This is a genomic window from Spiroplasma sp. NBRC 100390 (assembly GCF_001886495.1).
Lineage (GTDB): Bacteria > Bacillota_I > Bacilli_A > Mycoplasmatales > Mycoplasmataceae > Spiroplasma.
This window is the reverse complement of sequence record NZ_CP018022.1, coordinates 81,812-96,756: the sequence shown is the minus strand read 5'-3', so window position 1 is coordinate 96,756 and position 14,945 is coordinate 81,812. Positions and strand designations below refer to the sequence as shown.

Annotated in this window: 13 protein-coding genes and 1 tRNA gene; 3 read left to right on the top strand and 11 right to left on the bottom strand. The window is 29.7% G+C overall.

Translation table 4 applies throughout. The annotated features are described in order from the left end of the window. Nucleotides 1–6: 6 nt before the first annotated feature. The 3 genes from S100390_RS00380 to S100390_RS00370 are packed head-to-tail and all read right to left on the bottom strand — an operon-like array spanning nt 7 to nt 3,507. The gene (locus tag S100390_RS00380; RefSeq protein WP_070406336.1) at nt 7–960 is read right to left on the bottom strand and encodes an ROK family protein; all 954 of its coding nucleotides are present in this window, start codon (nt 958–960) and stop codon (nt 7–9) included. A gap of 17 nt (nt 961–977) precedes the next feature. Next, nucleotides 978–2,012, bottom strand: coding sequence for a Gfo/Idh/MocA family protein (locus S100390_RS00375; protein ID WP_070406335.1), 1,035 nt, complete (start codon nt 2,010–2,012; stop codon nt 978–980). Between the two features lie 10 nt (nt 2,013–2,022). Then, a complete protein-coding gene (locus S100390_RS00370) occupies nt 2,023–3,507 on the bottom strand; it encodes a glycoside hydrolase family 1 protein (protein WP_070406334.1) in 1,485 nt (494 codons plus the stop codon). A gap of 73 nt (nt 3,508–3,580) precedes the next feature. Here S100390_RS00370 and S100390_RS05375 point away from each other — a divergent pair, with 73 nt between their 5' ends. Further along, nucleotides 3,581–3,781 carry a hypothetical protein gene (locus S100390_RS05375; protein ID WP_156768761.1) on the top strand — a complete coding sequence of 67 codons (201 nt, stop codon included), beginning with the start codon at nt 3,581–3,583 and terminating at the stop codon, nt 3,779–3,781. Between the two features lie 63 nt (nt 3,782–3,844). Here S100390_RS05375 and S100390_RS00365 read toward each other — a convergent pair whose 3' ends face one another. Together S100390_RS00365 and S100390_RS00360 are read right to left on the bottom strand one after the other, a co-directional pair. Then, nucleotides 3,845–5,935, bottom strand: coding sequence for a PTS sugar transporter subunit IIC (locus S100390_RS00365; RefSeq protein WP_070406333.1), 2,091 nt, complete (start codon nt 5,933–5,935; stop codon nt 3,845–3,847). Nucleotides 5,936–5,989: 54 nt separating this feature from the next. Next, nucleotides 5,990–6,280 (bottom strand): PTS sugar transporter subunit IIB, encoded by a 291-nt coding sequence (locus S100390_RS00360; RefSeq protein ID WP_070406332.1) that lies wholly within the window; start codon nt 6,278–6,280, stop codon nt 5,990–5,992. 148 nt (nt 6,281–6,428) lie between these two features. Here S100390_RS00360 and S100390_RS00355 point away from each other — a divergent pair, with 148 nt between their 5' ends. Continuing rightward, entirely contained in the window at nt 6,429–6,623 is a 195-nt protein-coding gene (locus S100390_RS00355; RefSeq protein WP_070406331.1) for a hypothetical protein, read from the top strand. Between the two features lie 50 nt (nt 6,624–6,673). On the opposite strand, the gene S100390_RS00350 is transcribed toward S100390_RS00355, so the two are convergent. From S100390_RS00350 to S100390_RS00330, 5 genes are all read right to left on the bottom strand, one after another. Beyond that, complete coding sequence (locus S100390_RS00350) at nt 6,674–7,288, bottom strand: hypothetical protein (RefSeq protein WP_070406330.1); 615 nt, start codon at nt 7,286–7,288, stop codon at nt 6,674–6,676. 10 nt (nt 7,289–7,298) lie between these two features. After that, nucleotides 7,299–8,705: a glycoside hydrolase family 1 protein gene (locus S100390_RS00345; protein WP_070406329.1), complete on the bottom strand. Its 1,407-nt coding sequence runs from the start codon at nt 8,703–8,705 to the stop codon at nt 7,299–7,301. A gap of 163 nt (nt 8,706–8,868) precedes the next feature. Further along, nucleotides 8,869–9,411 carry a DUF402 domain-containing protein gene (locus S100390_RS00340; protein ID WP_070406328.1) on the bottom strand — a complete coding sequence of 181 codons (543 nt, stop codon included), beginning with the start codon at nt 9,409–9,411 and terminating at the stop codon, nt 8,869–8,871. A 287-nt stretch (nt 9,412–9,698) separates the two neighbouring features. Then, nucleotides 9,699–9,774 (bottom strand) — tRNA-His (locus S100390_RS00335). Between the two features lie 333 nt (nt 9,775–10,107). Then, entirely contained in the window at nt 10,108–10,581 is a 474-nt protein-coding gene (locus S100390_RS00330; protein ID WP_070406327.1) for a hypothetical protein, read from the bottom strand. A gap of 561 nt (nt 10,582–11,142) precedes the next feature. Here S100390_RS00330 and S100390_RS00325 point away from each other — a divergent pair. Beyond that, a complete protein-coding gene (locus S100390_RS00325; protein WP_070406326.1) occupies nt 11,143–11,748 on the top strand; it encodes a YigZ family protein in 606 nt (201 codons plus the stop codon). Between the two features lie 33 nt (nt 11,749–11,781). Here the strand turns inward: S100390_RS00325 and S100390_RS00320 are convergent, their stop codons facing one another. Beyond that, nucleotides 11,782–14,847, bottom strand: a complete 3,066-nt coding sequence (locus S100390_RS00320; protein WP_070406325.1) for a 2-oxo acid dehydrogenase subunit E2 — start codon at nt 14,845–14,847, stop codon at nt 11,782–11,784. Nucleotides 14,848–14,945 lie beyond the last annotated feature (98 nt).

Below are 14,945 nucleotides of genomic sequence, written 5' to 3'. Positions count from 1 at the left end.
TTTTCTTTATTTTACCTCATTCATCTTTGAAAGAGCATAATATCCTGTTCCATACATTCCTGCTTTATCTTGTAAATTAGAAATTTCAATTTTAAAAGTTTTTAACATAAAATCACCAATTCGCGCTTTAACTAAATTTTCAAGAATTTGTTTTAATTTTATACCCAAATTAGTAACCCCTCCTGCTAAAATAATCACCTCGGGGTTTAAAATATAAAGCATTGTAACAATGTGGTATGCCAACGGAATTAATCCTTCCGTAATGGTTACAATTGTAATTTCATCATTTTTATCAAACAACGGTTTAATATCAACTAATCTTAAATCACGTTGTAATTCATTTTTTAAAGTAGCTAACAAACTTTCTGACTTTTCATCAGCCACTTGATTAATTAATCTTGTTAGTCCTGTTGCAGATGAAACTGGTTCAATGCAATGCGGTAATCCACAAGTACAAGCAAAGCGGTCTTGGAAATAACCACCATGACCAAATTCACCAGCATAGCCATTTGCACCAGTTCATAGTTTACCATCTAAAACAATTCCACCACCAATACCAGTTCCTAAAGTATATAATACTAATGATTCTTTTTTATCATAAATTCGATCTCAATATTCAGCTAATGCGGCCGCATTAGCATCATTAATAATATGAACTGGTTTTTGAAAAATCTTTTCTGCTTCGTCTTTAATATTAAAATAATGTCAATTTAAATTACCTGCTAAAACAACAATTCCCTTTTTTTCATCTAAAAAACCAGGAATAGCAAAACCAATTTGTCCTATTGTTGTTCAATCAATTTGATATTTAATTAATTGTTCATCAATTTCTGTTTTTAAATTTTGCAAAATTGCTCCTTTTTTTGTTGCAACTTTAAATTCACAAAGAATTGCTTTTTTTGCTGAAAAGACCGCACATTTCGAACTAGTCCCCCCTAAATCAATTGCCAAAACATTCATAATAATTTATTTCCTTTCTATAACTCAATAATTTGTTTATCATTAGTATTATTAGTTAATTCTAGAATTTTAATAATTTCTAGTGAAATAGCTTTTGTGACAATGTCTGATTCTATTTTTTGGTTTTTTCATAGTTCGTAAATATGTTCAATTTCAAAGCATAACCCCTCGCCATTGGTTACTAATTGTTTATCAACATTTTTAATTAAATTTCCTTGTAAATCATAAACTTGATAAGTATATGCCATATGGCACGAATCTTTATGATAATCAACATTATATTTTTGTAAATTACCACCTAATTTAATATAGCCTGCTGTTCCTAAAATTTGAGCAGATAAATCACTTGATAAATTATCACTTGATAAAATTGTTGAAATACCATTATTTTTATGACGAAGATTCAAAACAGAAGTTGAAATCGCAGGATGTGTTGGATAAGCATTATTTAAATGGGTTATTAATTGGACTGGTCCTAATAAATCAAGACCAATAAATAAAGCATACATCCCTCCGGCGAGATGTAACCCAACAAATCTTGGATCATTTGGAATTGGTTGCGGTTTCTTACCACTAGTTGAAACCTTAGCATGACTAGCATTTAAATACTCAATTGTTCCAATTAGACCAGTTTCAATATCTTTACGCATCAAGCGATAGACTGGCGAAAAACCAGTTTTAATACCATCAAATAATAAAACATTATTACTCCTTGCCAAATCATATAATTCTTTTGCAGTTTGATATGATAAAGTTAACGGTTTTTCACAAAAAACATTAATTTTATTAGTTAACAATTGCTTTGCAATTTCATAATGGGTTGCATCACTTGTTCCAATATAGGCTAAATCAAAGTTTGCTGCATCTTGAAGAACATCATCTAACGATTGATAAACTTTTTGAATTTGATATTCAGTCTGGTAGTGCACCGCTTTCTCATATGTTAAATTATAAATCCCAAATAATGTTATTTTATCGTGATACTTTGTATTTTTTAAATCATCTAAAAATCATTTTACAATTCGCCCTGCGCCAATAAAGACTATTTTCATTTAAACCTCCCTATTGATACCAAAAATCTCATGTTGATAATTCCGTTTTTAATAGCTCTGTTAAGGTCTCATCATCATTAAAGGCTAAATTTTTTCCCTGCGAAGCAATTACCCGTTTATATCAAACATAAGATAATTTCGGTGTCCGTGTTTTAACTTTGCTATTAAAATCAACCGAAACTAGACCATAGTCTTTTCGATAGCCACCACTTGGTGAAAAAATGTCACAGTAAGTTCATAATGAATATCCAATTAAATTAACACCCCGTTCAATCGCCTTCAAAACTTCTGCCAAATGGAGACTTAAATAACGAATGCGATCTTTATCAAGAATTAATTGTCCCGTTTTATCATCAAAATCACCCATCCCGTTTTCAATAATCATAATGGGTTTCTGATATTCTTTTCATAAAATTTCAGCCCCCGTTGCTAGCATTGATGGATCAATAATCCAGTTCCATTTTGTATATTCAATATCTTTTGGAAAGACTTGTTTAAAACCAGAAACAAAGAAAGTATGACTCTTTTGATGAAGTAGTTTTAAATCATCTTTGTTTTGATCGTTTGTAATATAACAGGGGCGATAATAATTTCACCCAATTAAATCTAACCGGTTTTTTGCTAATAATGCTAAATCTTGTTCTGAAATAACAAAATTAATTTTTTCATCTTGTAATCATTGAAAAAAAACATCTGGATAAGTTCCTTTTAAGTTTGGATCTAAGAAAAAGTCTTTAAATCATGCATTATATTTTTCCACTGCAGTTTCATCACCGGTTTGGTATTGGTGTGGTGGTGCTCAATCATGATCAATTCCTAATAAAGCATCTTTTGCAATATAACCAGCTTCTTTTGCTAATTCGAATTCTTCTTTGGCAATCGCCGCACTAAGATTTAAATGATGAATAGCTTTAACAAAAGCTGTTTTGTTATTTTTTGCTGGTGGTAAATAGTCACTTAAATATCCATCTAAAGTAAAACTTGAATTTTCATCATTAACAAATCATAAATCACTATATTTCCCTAAATAACGAAAAACAATTTTTACATAGTTTCGAAATCATTCTATCACATCCCGATTCTCAAAACCACCTTGAACTTCTGCTCACATTGGAGTATCTCAATGATATAAGATTGGGATTGGTTTAACCCCATTTTCAAGTAATGTCTTGAAAACATCATCATAAAACTTAAGTCCTTCTGGATTAAAATCTGTACTATTTTTTGGAAAAATTCGTGTTCAATCCATATTATAAACAAACCCTTGCAATCCCATCCGTTTCATAATACGCGCATCAGTCTTATATTTACTATAAAAATCAGCTGCCACTGCAATTGAATTAATTTCACGTTCTGCTTTTCCTAATGGCGGAATTGAAAAATTACGTTTTGTAAACTCATCTCAAATTGAATCTGTTCGTCCTCCTAAATTGCGGCCACCTTCAATTTGAAAAGCACATGTTGATGCAGCAAAAATAAATTTTTTTTCAGTCATAATTTCCCTCTTTCTAAACCTTATTGTTGTTTTCTCAATTTTATTTCGTTAAGATTATATAAGGTGATTAAAAATGTCGACACAATATATTGTCATAATTATAGCGGTAATCTTCTTTGTTATTCCTTTTATTGTTTGAACAATAACAAGATTTCGAACAAGAGTATTACAACGTTATTCAGCATGACACAAAATTGCTTTAATTGTCTCTTATAGTGTTTGTCTTAGCATTTTTCTAATTTTATTAATTCTAGCAGTAACTGTTTTTGCTTAAAATAATTTATCAGAAAAATTGAAAAGCACCAACCACTAATTAGTTAGCAGTAGGCGCATTATATTATTTCTTAGCAGAACGATGTTCTGCTTTTTTTGCTTCACGAGCTTTTTTAAGATCAATTTTTGCTTGATTTTTTTCTGCTTTTGCTTCTGCTTTAACTTGATTCCGATATGTTTTATCATGTAAGTATTTCATTTCTTCTTCATATGCAACTGGATCAGTTTTTTTTAATTTACGATAATATGTCATATTATCTAACAAAATAAACGGAATCCAAATTGCTGTCGAAACAACAAAACATATTAATGCAATAAGAATTGCCATTGGATCAACTGTGGCGAGAATCGCCCCTAAGAATCACGGCGTTGTCCAAGGAACAGTAACATAAACAACATTAACAAGATGTAATGGTCCTGTTGCAACTCACCCAATTAACATCGCTGTCATTGGTGATAAAATAAACGGTGCCAAATAAGTCGGATTTAATACTAACGGAAACCCAAAGATAACTGGCTCATTAATGTTAAAACATCCAGCAGGTAAAGCATATTTAGAAACCTCTTTTAGTTCACGACGACGTGATAGAATCAGAACCATAATTAGTAATCCTAATGTTGCTCCTGAACCTCCAATATTCATATAGATATCAAAGAATGGTTTCCCAAATATTCCAACTTGATCATTTAAATTCGTTCTTGCTGATAACCCCGCTGAAATTAATGCGGTATTAACACCAATAATCATTCATCAAATTGGTTCAAAAATAGCAGCCATAATGTTTGAACCATGAACTCCAAAAAATCAGAAGAATGAAATAAAGAAAACATAAATAACAGCTAAACCTAGTCCACCGTTACCAGTTGCAAAACCAATGAATCATGAAGTAAAGAAGCGATAAATTGCTGCTCCAAACCCAAATGCATTAGCTCCAATTGGAACAGTTACATAACGTTCTGAAATTGTCAAGAACGCTTCACCAGCAGCATTTGTTGAAAAGAACATATTTGCTGATAAAAATTCAATGCCTTTATTACCACCGATGATACCACCATGGTTACCACCTTGTGCTAAAATAAATTGTCCTAGTGAATTTCACCCTGTTGAAGACATTAATCCACCAGCATTCTTTGGATCAAAGTTAGCGAATCAAGCTTCCATTGTTGCTTGATTTCCTACTCCAAAGTTACCAAAAGCTGCTTGAACAGCTGTGATATCGGCTTGACCAAAAATCATTGCTCAACCCGCTCCTTTTGCTGTAAAGTCTCAGCCACCATTAATTTTTTGAAAAATTTCCACACCATAAGTCGATGATAAGAAATTAGCAAAATTGTTAAGTGTTACGTTCCCACTCATATTTGCATTTCATAAGTTTCCTGAAGAAACTAATGTATTTCATTGTTCAACCTCAAAACCAATATTTGGTAGGGCAATTGCTGGTGCTAAAAATAAAATATTAAAAACACCAATAATACTTAAGGTAAAAACCATTGGTAAAAATACCGCAAATGATTTTCCAACAGCTGGTGGTACACCAGCAGGTAATTGAATCTCTAATTTTTTCATATTTCCAAACCAGACAAAAAGTTCAGTTGTGGCGATCCCAATAATTAAAGCAGTAAATAATCCTTTTGAATCCATAAAGAATGAAACTTGTCCCATACTTGCAATAATAAACCCGGCAAAAGATGCTAAACCAGCAATAACCGGTGATTTATAATTTCTTGATAAAGCTAAAAAATAGCCTAATAAGAAAGCAAAATATAATGACATTGCCCCAATTGTTGCAATTTGAATTTGCCCAAAAGCTAAAGCCCCAATTTGAGATGCTTTTCCCCAACTAGTTGTTGTGTCAGCAAATAATGCCCCAATTGAATCTCAACTATATCCTGCTGCTCTGGCAAAAAGTCCTAATAAAGATACTTTCCCAGAACCAGCACCCCCAAATATAATCGCATCAATTAATAAACCGATCCCTCCGGCAATAATCAACGGAATCATCGTTCCAAATGAATCACGAATTGCTGATAAGTGTCGTTGGTTTCCTAATTTTGACATTGTTGGTAATGCTTTATTATTCCACCAAGTTTTAAAAGCTACCTTGTGCTCTTTTTTAACCTTATCAGGAGTAAACTTATCATTATTTTTTTCCATTATATATTGAATTCCTTCCTAATTCTTTCTTAATGGTAATCTAGAATTAAGCAATTATAATTTTAAAGCTAATTCTAAGGCCTCTTTCCCTTTTCCTAAAGCATAAATCTTAGGATCAATAACTGAAACAGGTTTTTTTGTCATACTTTTAATATTATTTTCAATATATTTTACTTGTGGACCAAGTAAAATAACATCTCAATCTTCTAAAACCGATTGTGCTTCAGCCATTGCTTTTGCTTCTATTTCAACATCAATATCCATATTTTCAGCCGCTTCCTTCATTTTTTTAACTAAAATTGAAGTACTCATTCCAGCTGAACATACTAGTAAAATTTTTTTCATAACAACGCTACCTTTCTATTGAAGTTACCTTCTTTTTTATTATATACTAGGAAATAATAATAAAGCAATATTTTTTAAACTTTCTATAAAATTAAGAAAATTATTCTATTTTTTGATATAATAATAAGATAGAGAGGTAAAAAGAGATATGACACCATCTTTTTATATTTATTTTGCATTTATTCCTGCTGCTGTCTTTTTTATCATTTGAATGATAATTCGTGTTATTGAAAAACACTTTCATCGGTATTTATATTATAAAAACCATATTCTTTTTATTTCTGGTGCAGTTTGTAGTTTAGCAGTGTTAATTATTATTATTGTTTCTTTTTTTATTAAATAAATTAAAAAAAGATATATTTGACATTGTCAATTAATATATCTTTTTTTAATTTACTTTGAAAATAAGCGAATACTTCCCAAACGTTCTTTTCAACTACTCATTTTAATTTGATAATTCTCTACTTGTTTTGGTGATAATACTGCTAAGTTTTTCTTTAACTCATACATTTGCATATCAAAACGAATAACCTCTGCTTTAATATAATTATTTCGCATAATTTGTTCTAAGTATCCAGTTTTTGCTTTTAAACTTTTAACAATTTCTAAATAAATAATTTTTGTTGTTTTACCTTTATTTTTACTAACAAAACGAAAATTTTTGCTAATCCAAGCTTCTGGAGTAAATCATTCTAAAGTAACTTCTTTATTTTCATGAAAAGCAGCTAAATGCATTTCTCGTTTTTTATCCTTTGTTCCGGCACGATAAAATGCGCCATCTTCTAAATCATCATAGGTTAAATTTCCGTTCATATCTTTCGCTAACATTGTTAGTAATGTCTGAAAAGTTTCATCCAATGGTTTTTTTACTTTTACAACACGAATTAACTTTAAAATCCGTGATGACTCACTATAACGAGAAACATAAACTTGTTGATTAAACTTGGCATGATTATCATCATATTCTTTTCGTAACGCATCCAAATGCTCTTGGTTTGTAATCTTCATTATAAAACCTTTAAATTAATTCGCTATCATATTCAAAAGTACCTGTCTTGGCCACTTTTGCAATAAAGATTGCTGATTTTTTTAAAACTCGTTTTGCATTATTTTCTAAATCTAATTGAACAAAACCATAACGATTTTTATAAGCATTCATTCATGATCAGTTATCAATATAAGCTCAAGAATGATAACCAAAACAATTTGATCCTTCGCTAATTGCCTTATGAACTCATGCCAAATGTTCTTTGACAAAATCAATTCGATATTGGTCATTAATAACTCCATTGTCTAAAAACCGTTCTTCATTTTCAACTCCCATACCATTTTCAGAAATATAGACAGGAATATTACCATAATTTTCTTTTAAATTCATTAAGGCCAAATAAATTGCTTTTGGGAAAATCTCTCACCCACGGTAAGGATTCATCCGACGTCCCGGCATTTCATATGGTTGATAAAAGTAATGTGGTGTAATTGCTCCATTGGCAAAATCTGGAATAAAATCAACACATTTTACTCGCATTGGCTGATAAAAATTAATTCCTAAAAAATCAAGTTTCAAATTTTCGTCCTTAATTAAGTCTTCATCTCCGGCTGTAATGTTTCACATAAAATGATATTTTTCCGCCACTTCTTTTAACTCTTGGGGATAAATGTTTTTAACCATCGGGTCTAAAAAGCTATTAGTTGTGAACAAATCATATCATTTTGCTGCTTGCAAATCTGCTTTGTTTTGACTGCGAGGAATCGATGGTGAAATACTTAAAATCGCTCCAATTTGTCCTGGCAATTTTAAATTACGATATTCTTTAACTGCTTTTAAGTGAGCAATTAAACTATTCCATTGTGCTTGCATCCCTGCTTGCATATTAACTTCATTTGGTCGATGTCAATCATATCAATATCCGCCTTCAATAACAACAATTGGTTCGTTGAAAGTTGTAAACATTTCAACACGATCACCAAATAGTTCAAAGCAAGTTCTAGCATAAAAAACAAAAGCATCAACTACTTCGCGTGATAACCATCCACCTTTTTCTTGTGCTCAATGTGGCATATCAAAATGAAATAAGTTAATAATTGGTTTAATGTTATTTTTTAACATCTCATTGATAACATTATTATAAAACTCAACCCCTTTTGGGTTAATTGTTTTACCATCTGGAATTAATCTAGTTCATTGAATTGATGTTCGTAATGAATTAAAATTTAATTCTTTCGCAATTTTAATATCTTCTGGATAACGATGGTAAAAATCATTTAAGCACGGTTGCTGATTGAAAAAACGATATTTTTCAATTTTAAATCAATGATCTCAATTTGAAGCGGATTTACCGTCTTCAAAAAAAGCACTTTCTGTTTGTGGTCCTGAAAAGGCACTCCCTCATAAAAAATTTTTTTCAAAATTATACTGTCCCATCAGAAATCTCCTCTCTAAATACAAGTCTTATTATATCCATTATATTTAAAGAAACAATACAAACAATAAGAATTATTTTAATAAAAAATAATCTCTTTCCTAGTTGACTTTGTCTTCCTATCCCCAAATTATTTGTTGTAATTAAAAAAAATCCATAACGGATTTATTTTCTAATTTTTGGTTTTAATTCTAAATACTGTTTTCACAATTCCAATGCTCGTTCATGCTCAAAAATAAATTTTTTATTTTTAATTAGATATTTTAAATTATCAATTTCTGTTCAAATCACATTAATAATATCACGTGTATATTTTCAGGCAATTCGATTCCGATTAAATTCTTTTAAATCTAAAATTTTATAACTTCCATCAGTAAAAACTTTAATATCTAAATCATAATCAATATATTTAATTGTCTTTTGATCCATAATAAATGGTGATGCAATATTACAATAATAATTAATCCCGGTTTCTTTGAACATACAAATGATATTACTTCAATTTTTGCGATTAAAAATCCAAATTGCTGGCTCATTTGTTTTTCATTTTCTTCCGTTTAATTCAGTCACGGTCACATCTTCATTTACTAAAACAATATATTCCTCTTCTAATAATAAAACAACAGCTGATTCTCAACTACGATAAACCGAACCATTATGTTTGTAAGCATGTACTAAAACGCTATCTCCAACTTGTAACGTGTCCATTATGCTGCCTCCCTATTAATCCATTAATAAAAATTACAACAAAAAACAATTAAAAATAACACAATAAAAAGATGTTTGTAAAATTATAAGTTGCCATAATATAAAATTTTGTTTTTTGATATTAATTAATTTAAAATAAAAATTATTTTAAATACGTCAACACAATAATTATAACAGTTATATTTATTAAGTAAATAAAAAAGCAGTAACTAGCGCGAAAAAAAGTCTTGGTCATTTAACAAATTTACAAAAAAAAAAAAAAAAACTACTCATCTGTAGTTAAAAAATGGGGCGGCTGATGGGACTTGAACCCACGAGTGCCGGAGCCACAATCCGGAGCGTTAACCTCTTCGCCACAACCGCCACGTGTGATTAAACAAATAACCTTATTTATTATAACTTAAAACAAGAAAATGTAAATAGAAAATTTCCTAAGTGTTTTTATTTTGTGATAATTTTATAATAACTATCAAGCAAAAATTTCTAGACTTACGTTTTAATTTTGGAAAAAATAAAAAACTCTCTTATATAATTAGTTTACTAATATCTTATCTTTATTCATAAAAACCTTTCTTACCCTATCTTGTACTTTCCTTTTAAGAGAAAGTATTTTATTTGGAGAAGAAAGGTTTTATTAATGTTTTCAATAGTTTTAAAAATATCAGAATGGTTAATTTTATTTTTTAATATAATTAATTAAAAAACCCATCAACTTTTTAAATAATTTGTCGCAGATGAAATATAATGTCCAGCAGTTTTTACCGATTCACTAGTAAAATATTTGATATTATCTCAATGGTGATAAGCATAATAACCACCATAAATAACGGCTCCAATTGCTAATGAAATACCCAAAGTTTCAGCCGCCGTTCCCAATGAACCCACAAGAATACCATTTTCAAGTGTTGCTGTTTCTGCAACCGCTAAACTATCTGCTGCTAATCAATCAAGCACCAAAGCATTTTCAGCTGCAATTTGATTTTCTAGTCAAGCAGCAAAATTTGTTTTAGCTGCTGTCAATTCTAATCAGACGTCAAGATCAACATATTTTGGAATTGTAGATAATCATTGATCGACAATCATGTCTTCTACTGCTGTAGCACTTGCCGCAGTACCAACACCGCTACTAATAATTCCAATTGAACCCAAAAGACTTAATAATGTTCCCATAATTTTTTCCTTCTTTCCGATATTAAATTTTTATTATACATTTTTGATAGATTAGATAAGGTTATATCAAAACCTTTACCTAGTTTATTTATAACTCTACTTTAATAAAAAAACAATAATGTTTTAGAACAGTATTGCTCTTTTATTTGTTTGATGTGAAAATTTATGGTAAATATTTTATTCGATAATAACTTTATATTTTTAATTATCTAAAATGATTTTAATTAAAATATAACTTTATTTAGAGTTTAAATTTCTTAAGTGCATGTTTCATTTTGTCTAATACTTTTTTATAAATGTTTTATAATAATTTAAATATATTAATTATTCTTTGAAGCTCTAAATTAAAGGATCCTAGTTTCACAATTTGCATATTTTAACATTTTATTATTTTGCAGAGGATCATAACTCTTTCTAGTTTCTCAAAATTTTCTTTTCGTTAACCCAAACATTTTAAAAGTATTAGGTTGTCAATAAATCTTATCCATAGTTTTATATTATAATGTATTAGGTACATATATACAGTACCCAAAGGAGTGCGAATGGAAGAAGAATAACTACATGTATATAATTAAAAAGAACAAAATTTTAACTAAAGAACTAATAATTCAAAATGTTAAATTCCTTTGTTTCGCTAGTTACGTTCAAACAGAGACAGATGTTATTAACTTCTTAAAAAAGTATAAAAATAAAAAGGCAAACCATAACGCATATGCATATGTCATTGGCAGTAGACGTGAAAATATTTATAAAACTGATAATGGTGAAGTGCGACATATCGCTGGAAAAACTATTTTGGAAAACATTATTGACAAAAATTTAACAAATATTATTGTCTTAGTTCATCGGTATTATAATCCCATTTATAATTTACCCGAAGACTGAATTAAGAATGGGTATGCAACCATCACCCGTATTATTTTAACTTCCGCCCAATTAGAAAAAATAAATGAACAAATTAAAATTGGAATTTTATTACGCCCACTGAACGAAGTATTCGTACGAGAACTTTTAGACAAATATGAAATCAATATTGTATCTAGACTAATTTATCGTGGTGACTTAATTTTTACTATAATCATCGATCGTAACAACAGTGTTTTAATCGAATTAGATAATTTAATTATTAAAGGAATAATATATAGTTATAAAATTTTAAAGAATTAAAAAATCTTATTAATAAATATTAATAAGATTTTTTTATGATAAAGTAATTAATTCTGGTGATTCCAAAATTTCTTTTAAACGTGTTAAGAAAATTCCCGCTTCAGCTGCATCAATAATTCGTTGATCAACTGTTAAAGCAATGTTCATCATTGAACGAATTACTAACTTATCACCTTTAATAACAACTGGCTTACGAACAATTCGACCAATTCCAATTACCGCTGAGTTTGGATAAAAAATCGTTGGTGTCGCATTAACAGCACCGACAGTCCCATAGTTTGCAATTGTAATCGTACTTCCTTGTAATTCATAATCATATAATTCACCTTGACGTAAACGTTCAATTGTTTCTTGAATATTAATTGCAATTTGTTTTAAACTCATTCGTTCTGCAAACTTAATAACTGGAATAACTAAACCTTCACTAGTTTCTGTTGCTAAACCAATATGTTGTGAATTTTTAATAACAATTTGATTTGTTTTTGAATCATAATATGAATTTAATTTTGGATACTCACTTAATGCTAATGAAACAGCTTTAACAAGAAAACTCATTGTTGAAAAACGAACACCAGACTCCGTATTAGCGTTTTTCAATTTTCGTTGTTGATCAATAATTGAAGACATATCAATTTCAGCATTAATTGTTAATGGTGGTACATGCGTTTGTGACATAATCATTGATTGAATAGCTGGATATCTTGTCGCTTTAATTTCTTCTCTTGTTTCTAATCCTTGTGGTTCAATATTACTATTCGTATTAACAATATTTAAATTATTGTTTAATGGTTGAACTAAATTTCCATAAGTATTGGGAATTGAACTTGTTTCGTTATTAAACTTTTTAACTTGTAAGTTATTACCATTAGAAGTATTTTCAATTCCTTGGTTAAGAATTTGTTTATTATTTAAATTAAATTCTTTCAGCATTTCTTTTACCATTGGATCTGGTTCGTTCATTGTTTTTAACATTTGTTGTACTAACATATATTGCATCATTTTATCCAAGTTGTTAGTATTATTGTTTTGATTCATATTATTATTTGCTTCTCGTAAACCTTGGATTTCACGTAGCAATTCATTTTGACGATTATTTTGTTCTTGATTTGATAGTTTTTCTTTTAAAACAGCTAACTCAACAAGCATGTTATTATCACTTGTTGATTGTTGAACTGGTGGACACTGATAGTTATTTGTGATTGGCGGTACAGTAACTGTTCCCTGTTTTCCATCAAAGTTTACCTGTCCATATGGTGGTTGGTTTTTATTTTGAATAGCAGAATCTTGTTGATAATTTGTTGATGATTGATCTGGCTGATTCTCATTACCATAATATTCATTATCCAACATTTCGTATTGTGATTCAATTTCTTCAAAAGAAGGACGACGATAATTATTAATTTCCCCTAATACTGAATCAACTTCAACATTCCCTTTTGCAATTTGTTCCATTCTTTTTTTAATTAATTCGCGTTGGTTTCTTGTTTTTAAAATTTTTTCACGTTGTCCCCCATCATTTAATTTTTCATACAAACGATCACGATAAGATTTTAAAGGTGAAAAATAACCTGGTTTTTTCGGAGTTGCCTTTTCCGAGTCCTTAGGGTCAATCGTATAGCCATCAGCTGAAATATAAACTTCATCAGATAAGTCTTCATCCTTAGCACGATAATCCGGTTGGTCATAACCATAAGCGCTACTTCCACCATGACTACTTAACATTTCTGGGGTTGCATTCCTTTTAATTAAATCATTCATCCTTCCTTGCACAATATTACGTAAAATTTTTGGTCGCCCATCTTCATCTAAAAAATCCATTGAATTTTTTGAATTATCACTTTCTAATGACAATTCATGAAAATCATTTTTATTATGTAACTGTTGACGACGTTGATTCACAAGATTACGAAAACTACTATTCTCCGCTTGACCCCCAAAAAGAACTGCTGCATTAGCTGGCATTTCATCTTGCTGTTTTGTTTCATTTACTAAATACTTAGCATATTCTTTTGCTTGATTTTCTTCTTCTAATTTTTTTTGCCCAATTGGAACAGCATTAGCAATAATATTTTGCCCAGTTGATTGTGTATTGACACCAAAACTGCTAACTGATGAATCAAAGTTATTTTCTTTCATAACATCATTTATATTAGGCATATTAACCATCGTATTATCTCCTCCACTCTTCACATTTTGATTAGTCGGTTGTTTAATTGTATCAATTGAAGGAATTTTCGCACGGTTATTAATAATATGATCATCATCAATTTTTAAATCTTTAAAAGAAAGTCGACGAGTTTTTTTAGGGCCAAATGTTAGCTCTGTTTCATCTCATCTTTTGATTTCAGTTGGTTTAGTTTCTAAAACTGTTTCTTGTTCACTTGCTGGTGTTGTTTGAACAGTTGCATTAGAACCAAAATCTTGCCCTTGTTGACCCATATTATTTTGTGATTGTGCAAAATTATTCGCAATTAAATTAGAATTATTAATATTTTGTCCTGGTTGATTAAATTCCATTCCTTCTGATAATGATTGACTTAAATTATTTTGTTCAAAGCCTTGTCTTAAACTTTCATTTAGAAAAGGTTGTTCATTAATTAGCTCTGCTTTAGAATTAATATTCATTTCATTGGCCATAGGTTGCATTGGTCTACCGCTACTTTGTCCTTGTTGTTGATCTAATAATGGTGGTGTAAAAGCGGGATTTAAAGTATTTGGTTTAATAAAATCAGCACCAGAATAATCATCCTCTTCTATTTCTTTTCATTTTGTTCCAAATTCACCATTTTTTGTTGTTGTAAATGTAACACCCTTTTTATCTAAATGACTAAATTCATCACTTTCAAGATGTTTAAAATAATATTTTTCAATTTCAGCTTCTGTTGTTAATAAATGAGCAATAACAGCATTTTTCTTAATTTTGCTGCCGGCTTTAATTGGTTTAACAATGACTCCATCCATTGGGGCTTTAATAATAGCTTCACCATTGTCGCTTTCAATCAGGGCGATATCATCCCCCGCTTTGACAGCAACATCTTGATATAAGAATTCTTTTAAAATTCCTTTTTTTTCTAAAAATGATACTTTAATTTTTTCCATTGTTCCAATTTACCCCATTCAAAAAAATTTAATTTGTTTTATTAAATTTTGCCTAGCCGTTTTTCTACCCATTCTTATTACAAGATAATTATATCATA